Origin of the sequence: Parapusillimonas granuli (genome assembly GCF_013416525.1) — a bacterium.
Lineage (GTDB): Bacteria > Pseudomonadota > Gammaproteobacteria > Burkholderiales > Burkholderiaceae_B > Parapusillimonas > Parapusillimonas granuli.
The window spans coordinates 323,204-335,676 of the sequence record NZ_JACCEM010000002.1 but is presented as its reverse complement, the minus strand read 5'-3'; the positions used below and the strand labels follow the sequence as shown (position 1 = coordinate 335,676).

The 12,473-nt window shown below is 65.9% G+C and carries 15 protein-coding genes; 9 read left to right on the top strand and 6 right to left on the bottom strand.

Annotated elements, in window-relative coordinates; translation table 11 throughout:
* Nucleotides 1-6: 6 nt before the first annotated feature.
* Nucleotides 7-495 (bottom strand): PRC-barrel domain-containing protein, encoded by a 489-nt coding sequence (locus H0A72_RS04325; protein ID WP_180153823.1) that lies wholly within the window; start codon nucleotides 493-495, stop codon nucleotides 7-9.
* Between the two features lie 169 nt (nucleotides 496-664).
* Between H0A72_RS04325 and H0A72_RS04320 the strand changes: the two genes are divergently transcribed.
* Nucleotides 665-880 carry a glycine zipper 2TM domain-containing protein gene (locus tag H0A72_RS04320; protein ID WP_180153822.1) on the top strand — a complete coding sequence of 72 codons (216 nt, stop codon included), beginning with the start codon at nucleotides 665-667 and terminating at the stop codon, nucleotides 878-880.
* A 36-nt stretch (nucleotides 881-916) separates the two neighbouring features.
* Nucleotides 917-1,063 carry a lmo0937 family membrane protein gene (locus H0A72_RS04315; protein WP_180153821.1) on the top strand — a complete coding sequence of 49 codons (147 nt, stop codon included), beginning with the start codon at nucleotides 917-919 and terminating at the stop codon, nucleotides 1,061-1,063.
* A gap of 60 nt (nucleotides 1,064-1,123) precedes the next feature.
* Here the strand turns inward: H0A72_RS04315 and H0A72_RS04310 are convergent, their stop codons facing one another.
* Nucleotides 1,124-1,891 (bottom strand): IclR family transcriptional regulator, encoded by a 768-nt coding sequence (locus H0A72_RS04310; RefSeq protein ID WP_343060091.1) that lies wholly within the window; start codon nucleotides 1,889-1,891, stop codon nucleotides 1,124-1,126.
* Nucleotides 1,892-1,989: 98 nt separating this feature from the next.
* Here H0A72_RS04310 and H0A72_RS04305 point away from each other — a divergent pair, with 98 nt between their 5' ends.
* The 3 genes from H0A72_RS04305 to H0A72_RS04295 all read left to right on the top strand — a co-directional run bounded on the left by H0A72_RS04305 (nucleotide 1,990) and on the right by H0A72_RS04295 (nucleotide 4,381).
* On the top strand, nucleotides 1,990-2,982 hold the full coding sequence (locus tag H0A72_RS04305) for a Bug family tripartite tricarboxylate transporter substrate binding protein (protein ID WP_180153819.1): 993 nt from the start codon (nucleotides 1,990-1,992) through the stop codon (nucleotides 2,980-2,982).
* 92 nt (nucleotides 2,983-3,074) lie between these two features.
* A complete protein-coding gene (locus tag H0A72_RS04300) occupies nucleotides 3,075-3,746 on the top strand; it encodes a 3-oxoacid CoA-transferase subunit A (RefSeq protein WP_180153818.1) in 672 nt (223 codons plus the stop codon).
* Nucleotides 3,743-4,381, top strand: a complete 639-nt coding sequence (locus tag H0A72_RS04295; protein ID WP_180153817.1) for a 3-oxoacid CoA-transferase subunit B — start codon at nucleotides 3,743-3,745, stop codon at nucleotides 4,379-4,381. The genes H0A72_RS04300 and H0A72_RS04295 overlap by 4 nt, the downstream gene beginning before the upstream one ends.
* Before the next feature lie 16 nt (nucleotides 4,382-4,397).
* On the opposite strand, the gene H0A72_RS04290 is transcribed toward H0A72_RS04295, so the two are convergent.
* A complete protein-coding gene (locus tag H0A72_RS04290) occupies nucleotides 4,398-5,138 on the bottom strand; it encodes an RNA methyltransferase (protein WP_180154039.1) in 741 nt (246 codons plus the stop codon).
* 177 nt (nucleotides 5,139-5,315) lie between these two features.
* On the opposite strand from H0A72_RS04290, the gene H0A72_RS04285 reads away from it, so the two are divergent.
* The 3 genes from H0A72_RS04285 to H0A72_RS04275 are packed head-to-tail and all read left to right on the top strand — an operon-like array spanning nucleotide 5,316 to nucleotide 8,591.
* Complete coding sequence (locus tag H0A72_RS04285; RefSeq protein ID WP_180153816.1) at nucleotides 5,316-6,107, top strand: inositol monophosphatase family protein; 792 nt, start codon at nucleotides 5,316-5,318, stop codon at nucleotides 6,105-6,107.
* Nucleotides 6,108-6,132: 25 nt separating this feature from the next.
* Nucleotides 6,133-7,710 carry a TerC family protein gene (locus H0A72_RS04280; protein WP_180153815.1) on the top strand — a complete coding sequence of 526 codons (1,578 nt, stop codon included), beginning with the start codon at nucleotides 6,133-6,135 and terminating at the stop codon, nucleotides 7,708-7,710.
* Entirely contained in the window at nucleotides 7,707-8,591 is an 885-nt protein-coding gene (locus H0A72_RS04275; RefSeq protein WP_180153814.1) for an undecaprenyl-diphosphate phosphatase, read from the top strand. The genes H0A72_RS04280 and H0A72_RS04275 overlap by 4 nt, the downstream gene beginning before the upstream one ends.
* 36 nt (nucleotides 8,592-8,627) lie before the next feature.
* Here the strand turns inward: H0A72_RS04275 and H0A72_RS04270 are convergent, their stop codons facing one another.
* From H0A72_RS04270 to H0A72_RS04260, 3 genes are all read right to left on the bottom strand, one after another.
* Entirely contained in the window at nucleotides 8,628-9,398 is a 771-nt protein-coding gene (locus tag H0A72_RS04270) for a UDP-2,3-diacylglucosamine diphosphatase (RefSeq protein WP_180153813.1), read from the bottom strand.
* Nucleotides 9,391-9,900: a peptidylprolyl isomerase gene (locus tag H0A72_RS04265; protein ID WP_180153812.1), complete on the bottom strand. Its 510-nt coding sequence runs from the start codon at nucleotides 9,898-9,900 to the stop codon at nucleotides 9,391-9,393. The genes H0A72_RS04270 and H0A72_RS04265 overlap by 8 nt, the downstream gene beginning before the upstream one ends.
* Before the next feature lie 168 nt (nucleotides 9,901-10,068).
* Entirely contained in the window at nucleotides 10,069-10,752 is a 684-nt protein-coding gene (locus H0A72_RS04260) for a tetratricopeptide repeat protein (protein ID WP_343060090.1), read from the bottom strand.
* Nucleotides 10,753-11,012: 260 nt separating this feature from the next.
* On the opposite strand from H0A72_RS04260, the gene cysS reads away from it, so the two are divergent.
* Nucleotides 11,013-12,461, top strand: a complete 1,449-nt coding sequence (cysS, locus tag H0A72_RS04255; protein WP_180153811.1) for a cysteine--tRNA ligase — start codon at nucleotides 11,013-11,015, stop codon at nucleotides 12,459-12,461.
* Nucleotides 12,462-12,473 lie beyond the last annotated feature (12 nt).

Sequence of the window (12,473 nt, the reverse complement as noted above, 5' to 3'; positions counted from 1 at the left end):
TGCGCCTTATCCAGCCACTTCTACTTTGGGCAGCGCCTTCAACTGGTCTTTGGTGTAGCCGGAAAGCACCAGCTTGTCGCCGGTCTGATTGATTTCCTTGAACGGGATGGCCACGTCGCGCTCACCCATGCCCAGGAAACCGCCCGCGCCGACGATGAAATAAATCGCCTTGCCGTCGGCGGCCAGGACGACGTCATTGATTTCCCCGATCTTTTCATCGTTCTCATTGACCACGGTTTTGCCCATGATCTTCTTCTTCACGCTCAAGCCGGTGATGGATTCCTTTGCCTCGGCGGCAGGCGCAGCCGCGCTGCCTGCGGGCGGCGTGGCGCCGGGGGCGGCGGGCGGTGTCGCCGGGCTCGCAGGGCTGCCGGGAACGGCCGGGCTGCCGGGCGCCGTGGGATTGGTGGGCGCGGGTGCCGTGGTTTGCGCGAATGCGGCGGGAACGGCGGCGGTGCAGAGCGAGCATAAGGTTGCGGCAAGAAGCTTTTTCATAAGTGATCTCCTGAGATGACCAGCCACCTGGCCTTCACGGCTTGAGTGAGCAAGCGGCGTGCCAAGGTCGGTCGAACCCGTGTCTGATTGTTGCGGGTACGCCGTTTGCTATAGGCAGGCAAGCACATGCACGCCGTGATGTGCGTCCAAATTTAGATAGGGGTTTGATATGAAAACGACAAAACGAATTGCTGCGGGCACATTGCTGTTGGCCGTTTCTTTGAGCCTGGCCGCATGTGGAGGAATGTCTCGCCAAGGCAGGAACACGGCCATAGGCGCCGGTGTCGGTGCCGTGGGCGGCGCCGTGCTGACCGGCGGCAGCACGCTGGGCACGCTGGGCGGCGCGGCGGTGGGCGGCGTGGTCGGCCACGAAGCCAGTAAATAATACAAGCGCCGGTTTTTTTACATAAAAGGAGCCGACATGCTCTATACCATCGCCGTTGTCCTGATCGTCCTGTGGCTGCTGGGCCTGGTCACTTCCTACACGCTTGGCGGTTTCATCCATCTGCTGATCGTCATCGCCATCATCATGGTGCTGGTGCGCCTGATCACCGGCAGGTCGCTTTGACGCGGCGCTGGCCCGGCGGCCGCGCCGGGCCAGCGCCCGCCGGGCCGGCGCGGCCGCCGATCAAAGCTTGTCCGCGATGCCCCGCAGGCCTTCCTGTATGAGGCCGGCGATCTCGCGCTGGCGGCTTGCCGGCATGCGTTCCGTGATGGCCGTCACGCTGATGGCCAGCAGCGGCTTCCCCTTGCCGTCGCACAAAGCGCAACCCACGCCCAGCGCCCCGCGCACCGCGTAATTTCCCACCACGGAATACCCGCGCGTCCGGGTGTTTTGCACCAGCTGGCGCATCTCCCGCGGCGACATCCCCCCGTATTGCTCGAGGACCTTGCTGTTCAGCGCGATGATCTCCTCAACCGATTCGTCATCCAGCCGGGCCAGCAGCGCCAGTCCGCCCGAGCCCACCCCCAGCGGCTGGCGCTTGCCGGCGAAGGTTGCCAGAATCTGTACCGGATAGGGGCCGATTTCCCGCCAGAGGCTGATGGATTCGTGCTTGTCCTGCACTACCAGGAAAACCGCGTCCCCCGTGATGGCGGCCAGCTTCTGCATGGCCGGCAGGGCGAGCTCGATGCGCGGGTCGCGCTGCGCCGTCGACGGCGACGGGGCGCCAGCGGCCATGAAACGCTTCGTGCCCGGGATGCTTCTGGCGAAACCGTCTTCGATCAGCGCGCTGAGCAGGCGGTAGATGGTGGGGCGCTGCAGGCCGGTGATTCTTGCCAGCTGGGTGACGCTCAGCCCGGTTTGCGCGTTTTCCTGCAGACAGCGCAGAACCTGCAGGCCGCGCCGCAGCGTGCGGGGGCCCGAATTGGCGTTTTCATCGGGGAAAGTGTCCACGGTGTGTACTTCTTGGTTTGAAAACAGCAAAATATCCAGCAGAATAGCGGAGTCCATTATAAACCGTCCATAAGACGGACATACTAAGGAGAATTCATATGCCAATCGAATTCAAAGCAGGATCAAAGATCAAAGCTCTGGCGGGCACCTGCCTGCTGGCCGCCACACTGGGTGTTTCAGCGGCCGCATCGGCCGCCTATCCGGACCATGCCATTCGCATGGTGGTGGGTTTTTCCGCGGGCGGCACGACCGACGTCGTCGCGCGCATACTGGGCAAGGAAATCGGCGACGCCCTGGGCCAGCCGGTGGTGGTCGAGAACCGCCCGGGCGCCGGCAGCAACATCGCGTCCGAAATGGTCGCGCGCGCGGAACCCGACGGCTACACCCTCTACATGGTCGCCGTCACCAGCGCCATCAACCAGACGCTGTACAAGAACCTGCGGTTCGATCTGGTCAAGGACTTCACCCCCGTGGCCCTGGCGGTGCGCGTGCCCAACGTGCTGGTCGTCAACCCCAAGGTGCCGGCAAAAAGCGTGAAGGAACTGGTCGATTACGCCAAGTCCAATCCCGGCAAGCTCAATTTCGCGTCGTCGGGCAGCGGCACTTCCATACACATGGCGGGCGAACTCTTCAAACAGGTGGCCCAGGTCGACGTGACCCACATTCCCTACAAGGGCAGCTCTCCCGCCATGACGGACCTGATCGGCGGCCAAGTGGACTACATGTTCGACAACATGCCGTCGGCCTGGCCGCACGTCGAGGCGGGCAAGCTGCGGGCCCTGGCCGTGACCACGGCCGATCGCTCCAAGACCGCGCCCGACCTGCCCACCATGCAGGAATCCGGCTTCCCCAGCTTCGACGTGTCCTCGTGGTTCGGCGTGATCGCGCCCAAGGGCACGCCCGACGCAGTCGTGAACAAGCTCAACGCGGTGATCCTGGAAGCGCTGGCCAAGCCCGACGTCCAGAAGCGCATGGCCGAACTGGGCGCCGTGCCCGCCAAGACCACGCCCGCCGAATTCGGCGACTTCATCAAGTCCGAAGTGGAAAGCTGGGCCAAGGTCGTCAAGGCATCCGGCGCAACGGTCGACTGATCGATCGCCGCGCGGTGGCGGTTCGCCGGCGCGCCGGAAACGACGCGCCGGCACTTCTTTGACAGATGATTAGCGGTAAAAGCAGGTATGAAATGATCTCGAAGATTTTTGAAAGTGTGCGCGCGGCGCTGGCGGACGTCCCCGACGGCGCCACCGTCATGATCGGCGGGTTCGGCATGGCGGGCCAGCCGACGGAACTGATCGACGCCTTGCTGGACCAGGGCGCCAAGGACCTGGTCGTGGTCAACAATAACGCGGGCAACGGCGACACCGGCCTGGCCGCGCTGCTGGCGGCCGGCCGGGTACGCAAGATCATCTGCTCTTTTCCGCGCCAGACGGATTCCCACGTGTTCGACGGCTTGTACCGGGCCGGCAAGATCGAACTCGAGCTCGTTCCCCAAGGCAACCTGGCGGAACGCATCCGCGCGGCGGGGGCGGGCATCGGCGGCTTCTATACGCCCACGGCGGTCGGCACGCCGCTGGCCGAAGGCAAGGAAACCCGCCACATCGACGGCCGCGACTACATCCTGGAATATCCCCTGCACGCGGACTATGCGCTGATCAAAGCGCACAAGGCCGACCGCTGGGGCAACCTGGTCTACCGCAAGACGGCGCGCAATTTCGGCCCCATCATGGCAACGGCCTCGAAGGTGGCGGTCGCGCAGGTCGACAGCATCGTGGAACTGGGCGAGCTGGACCCCGAAGCGATCGTCACGCCGGGCCTGTTCGTGCAGCGCGTGGTGGCACTGGGAGCTCAAAAATGAATCGATTGACACGTGAACAAATGGCCGCGCGCGTCGCCCAGGACATCCCCGAAGGCAGCGTGGTGAACCTCGGCATCGGGCTTCCCACCAAGGTCGCGAACTATCTTCCCGCAGGCCGCGAGATCATTCTGCACAGCGAGAACGGTGTCATCGGCATGGGCCCGGCCCCCGAACCCGGCGCCGAAGACCCGGACCTCATCAACGCCGGCAAACAGCCCGTGACGCTGCTGCCGGGCGGCGCCTATTTCCACCATGCCGATTCCTTCGGGATGATGCGCGGCGGCCACCTGGACATCTGCGTGCTGGGCGCGTTCCAGGTCTCGCGCACGGGCGACCTGGCCAACTGGCATACGGGGGCGCCCGACGCCATACCCGCCGTCGGCGGCGCCATGGACCTGGCCATCGGCGCCAAATCGGTCTATGTGCTCATGGACCTGCTCACCCGCGAGGGCGAAAGCAAGCTCGTGGAACGCTGCACCTACCCGCTCACCGGGGTGGCCTGCGTCACCCGCGTCTACACCGACCTGGCCGTGTTCGAGCTCAAGGACGGCAAGGTCATCCTGCTGGACGACGCATCCGGCGCCGGCATCCAGGAATTGTCGCGCCTGACCGGGCTGGCGCTCGTCCCGGCCTGAGGCCGGGCCGCCTTCCTCAGCCTTCCCTGCGCGCCGCCTTGATCATGGCGGTGCACAGGCCGCGCATCATGTCGACCTCGTCGTTGGTCATGGCGTTGCGGCTGAACATATGGCGCATGCGCGGAACCAGCTTCTTCGGGTGGGCCGGGTCCAGGAAGCCGACCTCGGTGATCGCCTCCTCCCAGTGGGCCAGGAAGGCCTGGATTTTTTCGTTGCCGGCCGGCTCGTTGCCCTGGTCGTGCCGGCCCTCCGTGGTCGGCATCAGCGGCAGGGACGCCGCCTGCGCCAGCGCATAGCGCATTTCCCAGGCGGCCAGCTGCAGCGCTTGCGCGACGTTCAGCGAACTGTATTCGGGATTGGCGGGAATGTGGCAGATGCGCTGGCATAGCGCAATGTCCTCATTCGTCAGCCCGGACCTTTCCGTGCCCAGAACGACGGCGACCCGGGCTCCGGGCCGGCTCAGATGGCCGCTGGCGGCTTGGCCCGCCTCGCGAATGTCGCAGGGCGGCGGGCCCAGCACGCGTGCGCGGGCGGTCAGCGCGAAGGCGAGCGTGGTGCAGGCGAGGGCGTCTTCGAGCCGGGGGAAGATCCGCACGGCGGCCAGCACGTCGGTGGCGCCGCTGGCAAGCGACTGCGCTTCGGGCTGCGTCAGGACGTCGGGAAAGCGCGGCGCCACCAGGCACAGGTCATGGAAGCCCATGGTCTTGATGGCGCGGGCCGCGGCGCCCACGTTGCCGGGGTGGCTGGGCTGCACCATGATGAAGCGCACGCGGGCGAAAGAGTCGGGAGGTTCGGAGGAAAACTTCTGAGTCATTTAAAATGGTGAGTTTATACTGCCTAAACAGCGGGTTTATCGCGGCCGATGCGGACCGGGGCCCGGTTCGAGCGCAAGGCCCGCGCCGCAATGGCAGACTTTGACTAATTACGGAATCTTATGCACCCGATGCTAAATACCGCCATCAAGGCGGCTCGCCGTGCCGGCGCCATCATCAATCGCGCCAGCCTCGACCTGGAACGCCTGCAGGTCGGGCGCAAAGGGCCCAACGATTATGTCACGGAAGTGGACCAGGCTGCCGAAGACGCCATCGTCGACGTCCTGCGCAGCGCCTATCCCGACCACGGCTTCCTGTGCGAAGAATCCGGCGTGCATCCGGCGCCCGGCCAGGCCGAAGGCGAGGTCCCGGAATTCCAGTGGATCGTCGACCCGCTGGACGGCACCACCAATTTCATCCACGGCCTGCCGATCTACGCGATTTCGATCGCGCTGGCGCAGCGCGGCCAGGTCACCCAGGCGGTCATCTACGATCCCAACCGCAACGAACTGTTCACGGCCAGCCGGGGGGGCGGTGCCTTCCTGAACGACCGGCGCGTCCGCGTCTCGGGCCTGCGGCGCTATCCTGATGCCATCCTGGGCGCCCACATCCCCGGGTCGGCGTTCGTGGCCACGGCCCAGGCCAGGTTCTCGGGCCTGCTGTCCGAATGCGCCGCGGCCCGGCGCCTGGGCTCCACCGTCCTGGACCTGGCTTATGTGGCCAGCGGGCGCCTGGACGGCTTTTGCGGGGTCAAGCTCAAGCCCTGGGACCTCGCCGCCGGCGGCCTGCTCATCCTGGAGGCCGGCGGGCTGATCGCCGACTTCGACGGCGAGCAGGGCTGGATGAAAAGCGGCAGCGTGCTGGCCGCCACGCCCAAGATCTTTCCCCAGATGCTCGGCTATCTTCAGGGCTGAACCGATTTTACGGAGCCATTGACCGATGGAGTGGATGCTGGACCCCTCCGCCTGGGTCGGCTTGCTTACCCTGGTGATCCTCGAGATCGTCCTGGGCATAGACAATCTGATCTTCATCGCCATTCTGGTGGAGAAACTTCCGCCCGCGCAAAGGGACCGGGCCAGGGTCATGGGCCTGTCGCTGGCCCTGCTGATGCGGCTGGGCCTGCTGTCCGTCATGTCCTGGCTCATCAAGCTCACGGCGCCGCTGTTCTCGGTCGGGCCGCTGGAGTTCTCCGGGCGCGACCTGATACTCATCATCGGGGGCTTCTTCCTGCTCTTCAAGGGCACCCTGGAACTGCACGAGCGCGTGGAAGGGCGCAAAGCCCATGCGAGCGGCGCCGCCATGCACGCCGGCTTCTGGGTCATCGTGGTCCAGATCGTGATCCTGGACGCGGTGTTCTCGCTGGATGCGGTCATCACGGCGGTCGGCATGGTCGACCACCTGGAAATCATGATGCTGGCGGTGGCCATCGCCATCGGCCTCATGCTGGTGGCCTCCAAGCCGCTGACCCGCTTCGTGAACGCCCATCCCACGGTCGTCATCCTGTGCCTGGGCTTTCTGCTCACCATCGGCTTTTCGCTGCTGGCCGAAGGTTTCGGCTTCGCCGTGCCCAAGGGCTATCTGTACGCGGCCATCACCTTCTCGGTCCTGATCGAAACCCTGAATCAGCTGACGCGCCGCAACATGCGGCGCCTGGAGGCCGGGCGGCCGCTGCGCGAGCGGACCGCCGAAGGGGTCCTGCGCATGCTGGGCATGCGCCCGCTGGCCGGGCCCGAGCCTGAATCGGCGGCGGAGGCCGAAGCGCCCGCCCAGGTGTTCGAGGACGAGGAGCGTTACATGGTCAGCGGCGTGTTGTCGCTGGCCGACCGCAGCATCCATTCCATCATGACCCCGCGCAACGACGTGTCCTGGATCAACCTGGACGACGATGCGGCCACGCTGCGCGAGCAGATCTCCAAGGCGCCGCACAGCTTCTTCCCGGTCTGCCGCGGGTCGCTCGACGAGGTCATCGGCATAGGCCGGGCCAAGGAAATGATCGCCGATCTCATCTCCAACGGCTCCATCCGCCTGTCGCGCCTGCGCGATCCCATCGTGGTGCATGACTCCATCGGCGTGCTCAAGCTCATGGACACGCTCAAGCGTTCGCGCGGGCAGCTGGTGCTGGTCACCGACGAGTTCGGCACCATCGAGGGCGTGGTCACGCCCATAGACGTCTTCGAGGCCATAGCCGGCGAATTCCCCGACGAAGACGAAACCCCCGACATCGTGGCGGAAGGCGAGAACAGCTGGCGCGCCGACGGCGCCGCCGACCTGCACCATCTGGAACTCCTGCTCAACACCGACGGGCTGGTGGACGACGACGAGGGCTATTCGACCCTTGCCGGCTATCTGCTGGAACGCTTCGGGCAGCTGCCCCGCCCGGGCGACAGCTGCGAGCTGCGCCACGGCCGCGCCGTCTTCCGATTCACGGTCCTGAGGCTGGACGGCCGCCGCATCGCCATGGTGCGCATAGAGCGCAGCCTGGAACCGGCCGACGACCACCACAACGAGCAAGCATGACTGAAAGCAACTGGTTTCTGTTCAAAGCCCTGTGCCTGGGGCTCATCGAAGGCCTCACGGAATTCATTCCCGTCTCCAGCACCGCGCATCTTCTGATCATCGGCGACTGGATCGATTTTTCATCCAGCGACGACAAGGTGTTCGAGGTCGTCATCCAGTTCGGCTCCATCCTGGCCGTCATATGGATCTTCCGCGCCCGGCTCTGGCAGTTGCTGACCGGCGCCTTGCGGGGCGAGCGCAGCGAAGTGCTGTTCATGCGCAACCTGCTGATCGCCTTCCTGCCGGCGGCGGTCATCGGTGCCGTCATGATCAAGCACATCAAGGCCCTGTTCCACAGCCCCGCCGTGTTCGTGTTCACCCTGGTGGCGGGCGGGCTGATCATGCTCTGGGTCGAGCGCAAGCCGCAGTATGCCAAAGAGCCGTCGGGCGGGCGGCGCGCGGGCGCCGTGGCGCAGACCGACGACAGCGTGTCGTCCCAGACCGCGACGGCGCGCTCGCTGGAGGAAATTACCTGGAAGCAGGCGCTGGTGGTGGGGTTTGCGCAGTGTCTTGCCATGGTGCCGGGCACTTCCCGTTCCGGAGCCACCATCATCAGCGGCATGATCGCCGGCATACAGCGCAAGACCGCCACCGAATTTTCTTTTTTCCTGGCCATGCCGACCATGCTGGCCGCCACCGTGTACGACCTGTACCGCAACGGCGCCGCGCTGAACGACACGCAGCTGACCGCCATCGCCGTCGGCTTCGCCGCTGCCTTCTTCAGCGCGCTGCTGGTGGTGCGCGCCGTGCTGCGCTTCGTTTCGCGGCGCACCTATCGGCCTTTCGCGTGGTACCGGATCGCGCTGGGCGGCGTCGTGTTCCTGTGGCTGGCCATGCGCTGAATGGGCCGCGGGCCCGGCTGGCGCTTTACTGACGCTTTATTTCGGCGCCTGATGCAGGGCCGGACCCGCCGCATCGATTTGCAGCCAGCCGCCCCGCGGCTCGGGCGCATGGTCGTAGTCCCAATCGGGCAGGACGATGCGCGTGTGCGGCTGCCCGTCCAGGTCCAGCCGGTGGACGGCGGGCCGATGCGTGTGCCCATGGACCAGCAGGCGCACGCCCGCTTGCCGGAAGGCCCTGCGGACGGCGTCGTTTTCCACGTCCATGATGCCGGCCGGCTTGTCGCGGTTGGCCTGCATGCTGCGCCGGCGCGCGCGGTCGGCGATGGCCCGGCGCAGGCCCAGCCCCAGCTTCAGGAAGGCGGCTTGCACGGCGGGCGAGCGCACGATCCGGCGGAAGCGCTGGTAGGAGCGGTCGGCGGTGCAGTACTGGTCGCCATGGGCCAGCAGCAGCCGGCCGGCGTCCGTGCGGAGTATGACGGGGTCGGGCAGCAAGCGGGCGCCGATGTGGTCGGCCAGGGCCGGCCCGATCAGGAAATCGCGGTTGCCGCGCCCCAGCCATAGCTGCAGGGCGCCGGCCGCCTGGCGGAACTTGGCCAACGCGGTGGCCAGCCATTCCGGCGGAGCATCCAGGGCGTAGTCATCGCCGATCCAGACGTCGAAGATGTCGCCGCACAGGACCAGGACGTCGGCTTGCGCCCGGGCCTGGTCCAGAAAGCGGTAGAAGGCGGCGGCCGTTGCCGGCGTGCCGGGCCCCAGGTGGATGTCCGACGCGATCCAGACACGGCCCGTCAGCGGGATTTCAGTCAACGACCGTGGCTTTTTCGATGACGACGTCGTCGGTCGGGACGTCTTGATGGAAGCCCTTGTTGCCGGTTTTCACGGTCTTGATCTTGTCGACGATTTCCGTGCCTTCGACGACCTTGCCGAAGACGGCATAGCCCCAGCCGTTGGGCGTGGGCGCGGTGAAGTTCAGGAAGTCGTTGTCGGCCACGTTGATGAAGAACTGCGCGGTGGCGGAATGCGGATCGGCGGTGCGGGCCATGGCCAGCGTGTAGCGATTGTTCTTCAGGCCGTTGTTGGCTTCGTTTTCGACGGGGGCATGGGTTTGCTTTTGCTTCATGCCCGCCTCGAAACCGCCGCCCTGGATCATGAAGTTGTTGATGACCCGATGGAAGATCGTGCCGTCGTAGAAGCCTTCCCGGACGTAGGTCAGGAAGTTTTCGACGGTCTTCGGCGCTTTTTCGGCGTCGAGTTCGATCAGGATGGCGCCCTGGTTGGTCTGCAGGTTGACGCGGGGAGTTGTGCTCATGGTTTTACCTTCTTTGGAAGTGGATGTGGCGGCAAACGCCGTGTTTCCCAGGATCATCGCCAGGGAAGCCGCGCAAGCGAGGCTGAACGCACGCAGTCCCGGATGGATCCCGCGGCTTGGAAATGAAAAGATGCGCATGGGTTTCTATTGCCTTGGATGGATGGGTGATCATTGCTTGAGCAGGGCGTCGGCCTTCTGCGCCCGGGCCTTGGCGCCCTGCGCGCCCATTCTGGCCGCTTCCTGGAACGACTGGCGGGCCAGCATGAGCTGGACCTCGCCCATGTTGGCTTGCGCCGCCGCATAGCCGGGATTGGCCGCCAGCGCCATGGAGAGGGCGTCGCGGGCCAGCTCGAGCCTGCCCTGCTTGACGTATTCCGCCGCCAGGTTGTTCCAGGGCTCGGGCAGCTCGGGGTAGAGCGTGGTCATGTCCTGGTAGACGGCGATCGCTTCCGCGCGGCGGCCCAGGGCCGAGAGCGCCCGGCCGTGCAGGAACAGCAGCTGGACGTCGGCGCCCAGCGTGTTCTGCCGGGCCAGCTGGGCGCGGCGCTTTTCGATGGCTTCGAGCGCTTCCTGGTTGCGGCCCTGGTCGAGCATCTGCGAGATGCGGTCGGTGATCTGGGAGGCGGTCAGCGGGATGCTGGTGTCGATGTCCGGCGTGGCGGCCTCCAGCAGCCGGGCCAGGCCTTTCCAGCCGCCTTCGGGCGGGGCTTCGTCCTTGAACAGCGGGGCCTCGTCCGCGGGGACGGGCTTTGCGGCGGCGGCCGGGATGAAGCCGGCCGGGCCTGGACCGGCCTGTACGGAGGAGGTAAGATCGGCGTTGGGCGCCAGGGCGGGCGTACGCGCCTGTGCCACGGCTGTGTTTGCCGGCCCGGTCGTTGCAAGCACGATCACCAATACGGGACAAGAAATTCGAAACACGGCTATGCGCCTATAAAAAATTGGCAGGGCAGGGGCCTGCCTGCGTTCGGCCGGCCCGCTTGCTATACTTATCGACCACCATTTTAGCCTTGCCTGCCGGGCCCGCGCCGAGTTTACCCCATGCGGGCCGCCCCGTTCAGGCCGCCCTTTGATTTACCGACATAAATATTTACCGACAAGAAGCCCGCCCGCACATGCTGCACATTTATAACACCCTTTCGCGCGCCAAAGAGCCCTTGAAAACCGCAGAGCCCGGCAAGGTCCGCATGTATGTATGCGGCATGACGGTCTACGATTTCTGCCACCTCGGGCATGCGCGGATGCTGGTCAGCTTCGACGTGGTCCAGCGCTGGCTGCGGGCCAGCGGCTACCAGGTCAGCTATGTGCGCAACATCACCGACATCGACGACAAAATCATACGCCGCGCCGTCGAGACCGGGCGCCGCCTGGGCGAGGTCACCGCCTTCTACATCGACGCCATGCACGCCGACGAGCGCGCGCTGGGCGTGGCGCCGCCCGATTTCGAGCCCAAGGCCACGGAGCACGTCGGCGACATGCTGGGCATCATCCGGAAGCTCGAGGAAAACGGCCTGGCCTACCGGTCCGAAGACGGCGACGTGAACTACTCCGTGCGGGGCTTCGAAGGCTACGGCAAGCTGTCGGGCAAATCGCTGGACGACCTGCGCGCCGGCGAACGGGTGGCGGTGGCGGCGGGCAAGCGCGACCCGCTCGACTTCGTGCTCTGGAAGGCGGCCAAGGCCGACGAACCGCCCGAGTCCAAGTGGGAATCGCCCTACGGCGTCGGGCGCCCCGGCTGGCACATCGAATGCTCGGCCATGAGCCGGGCGCTGCTGGGCCTGCCCCTGGACATCCACGGCGGCGGCCCCGACCTCAAGTTCCCGCACCACGAAAACGAAATCGCCCAGACCGAAGGCGCTTTCGGCGGGAAGCTGGCATCGATATGGATGCATTGCGGCCCGCTCATGGTCGATGCCGACAAGATGTCCAAGTCCCTGGGCAATTTCCGCAGCATCCGCCAGACCATCGCGCTGGATCCCGATCTGCCGGACGGCCAGGCAAACTATGAGGCCAACCCGCGCGAAGCCGAAATGCTGCGTTTCTTCATCGTGCGCAACCACTATCGCAGCGTGCAGAACTACGCGCCCGAGAACCTGCTGGACGCGCAGAATTCGCTCGACCGGCTATACCAGACCCTGGCCAACGTTCCGGCCGAACCGGTCGACATCGACTGGAGCCACCCGTCGGCCCAGGCCTTCCGGGACGCCATGAACGATGACTTCAACTCGTCGGGGGCGGTGGCGGCCCTGTTTGAACTGGCCTCCGAAGCCAACCGCGGCGGCTCCGGCAAGGCGTCCGGGCTCATGCGCGCGCTGGCGGGCCTGCTGGGCCTGCTGCAGGCCGATCCCGCCCGCTATCTGCAGTCGCCCAGCCGCTATCAGCCGGCCGGCAAGCCGGTCGCCGGCCTGTCCGCCGAACGCATCGAGGCCTTGATTTCCGCCCGTGCCGACGCCAAGAAAGCGCGCAATTTCGCCGAGGCCGACCGCATCCGCAACGAACTGCAGGCCGCGGGCATCGAACTCGAAGACAAGGCCGGCGGCGCGACGCAATGGCGCCGGGCCTGATCGGGGGGAATG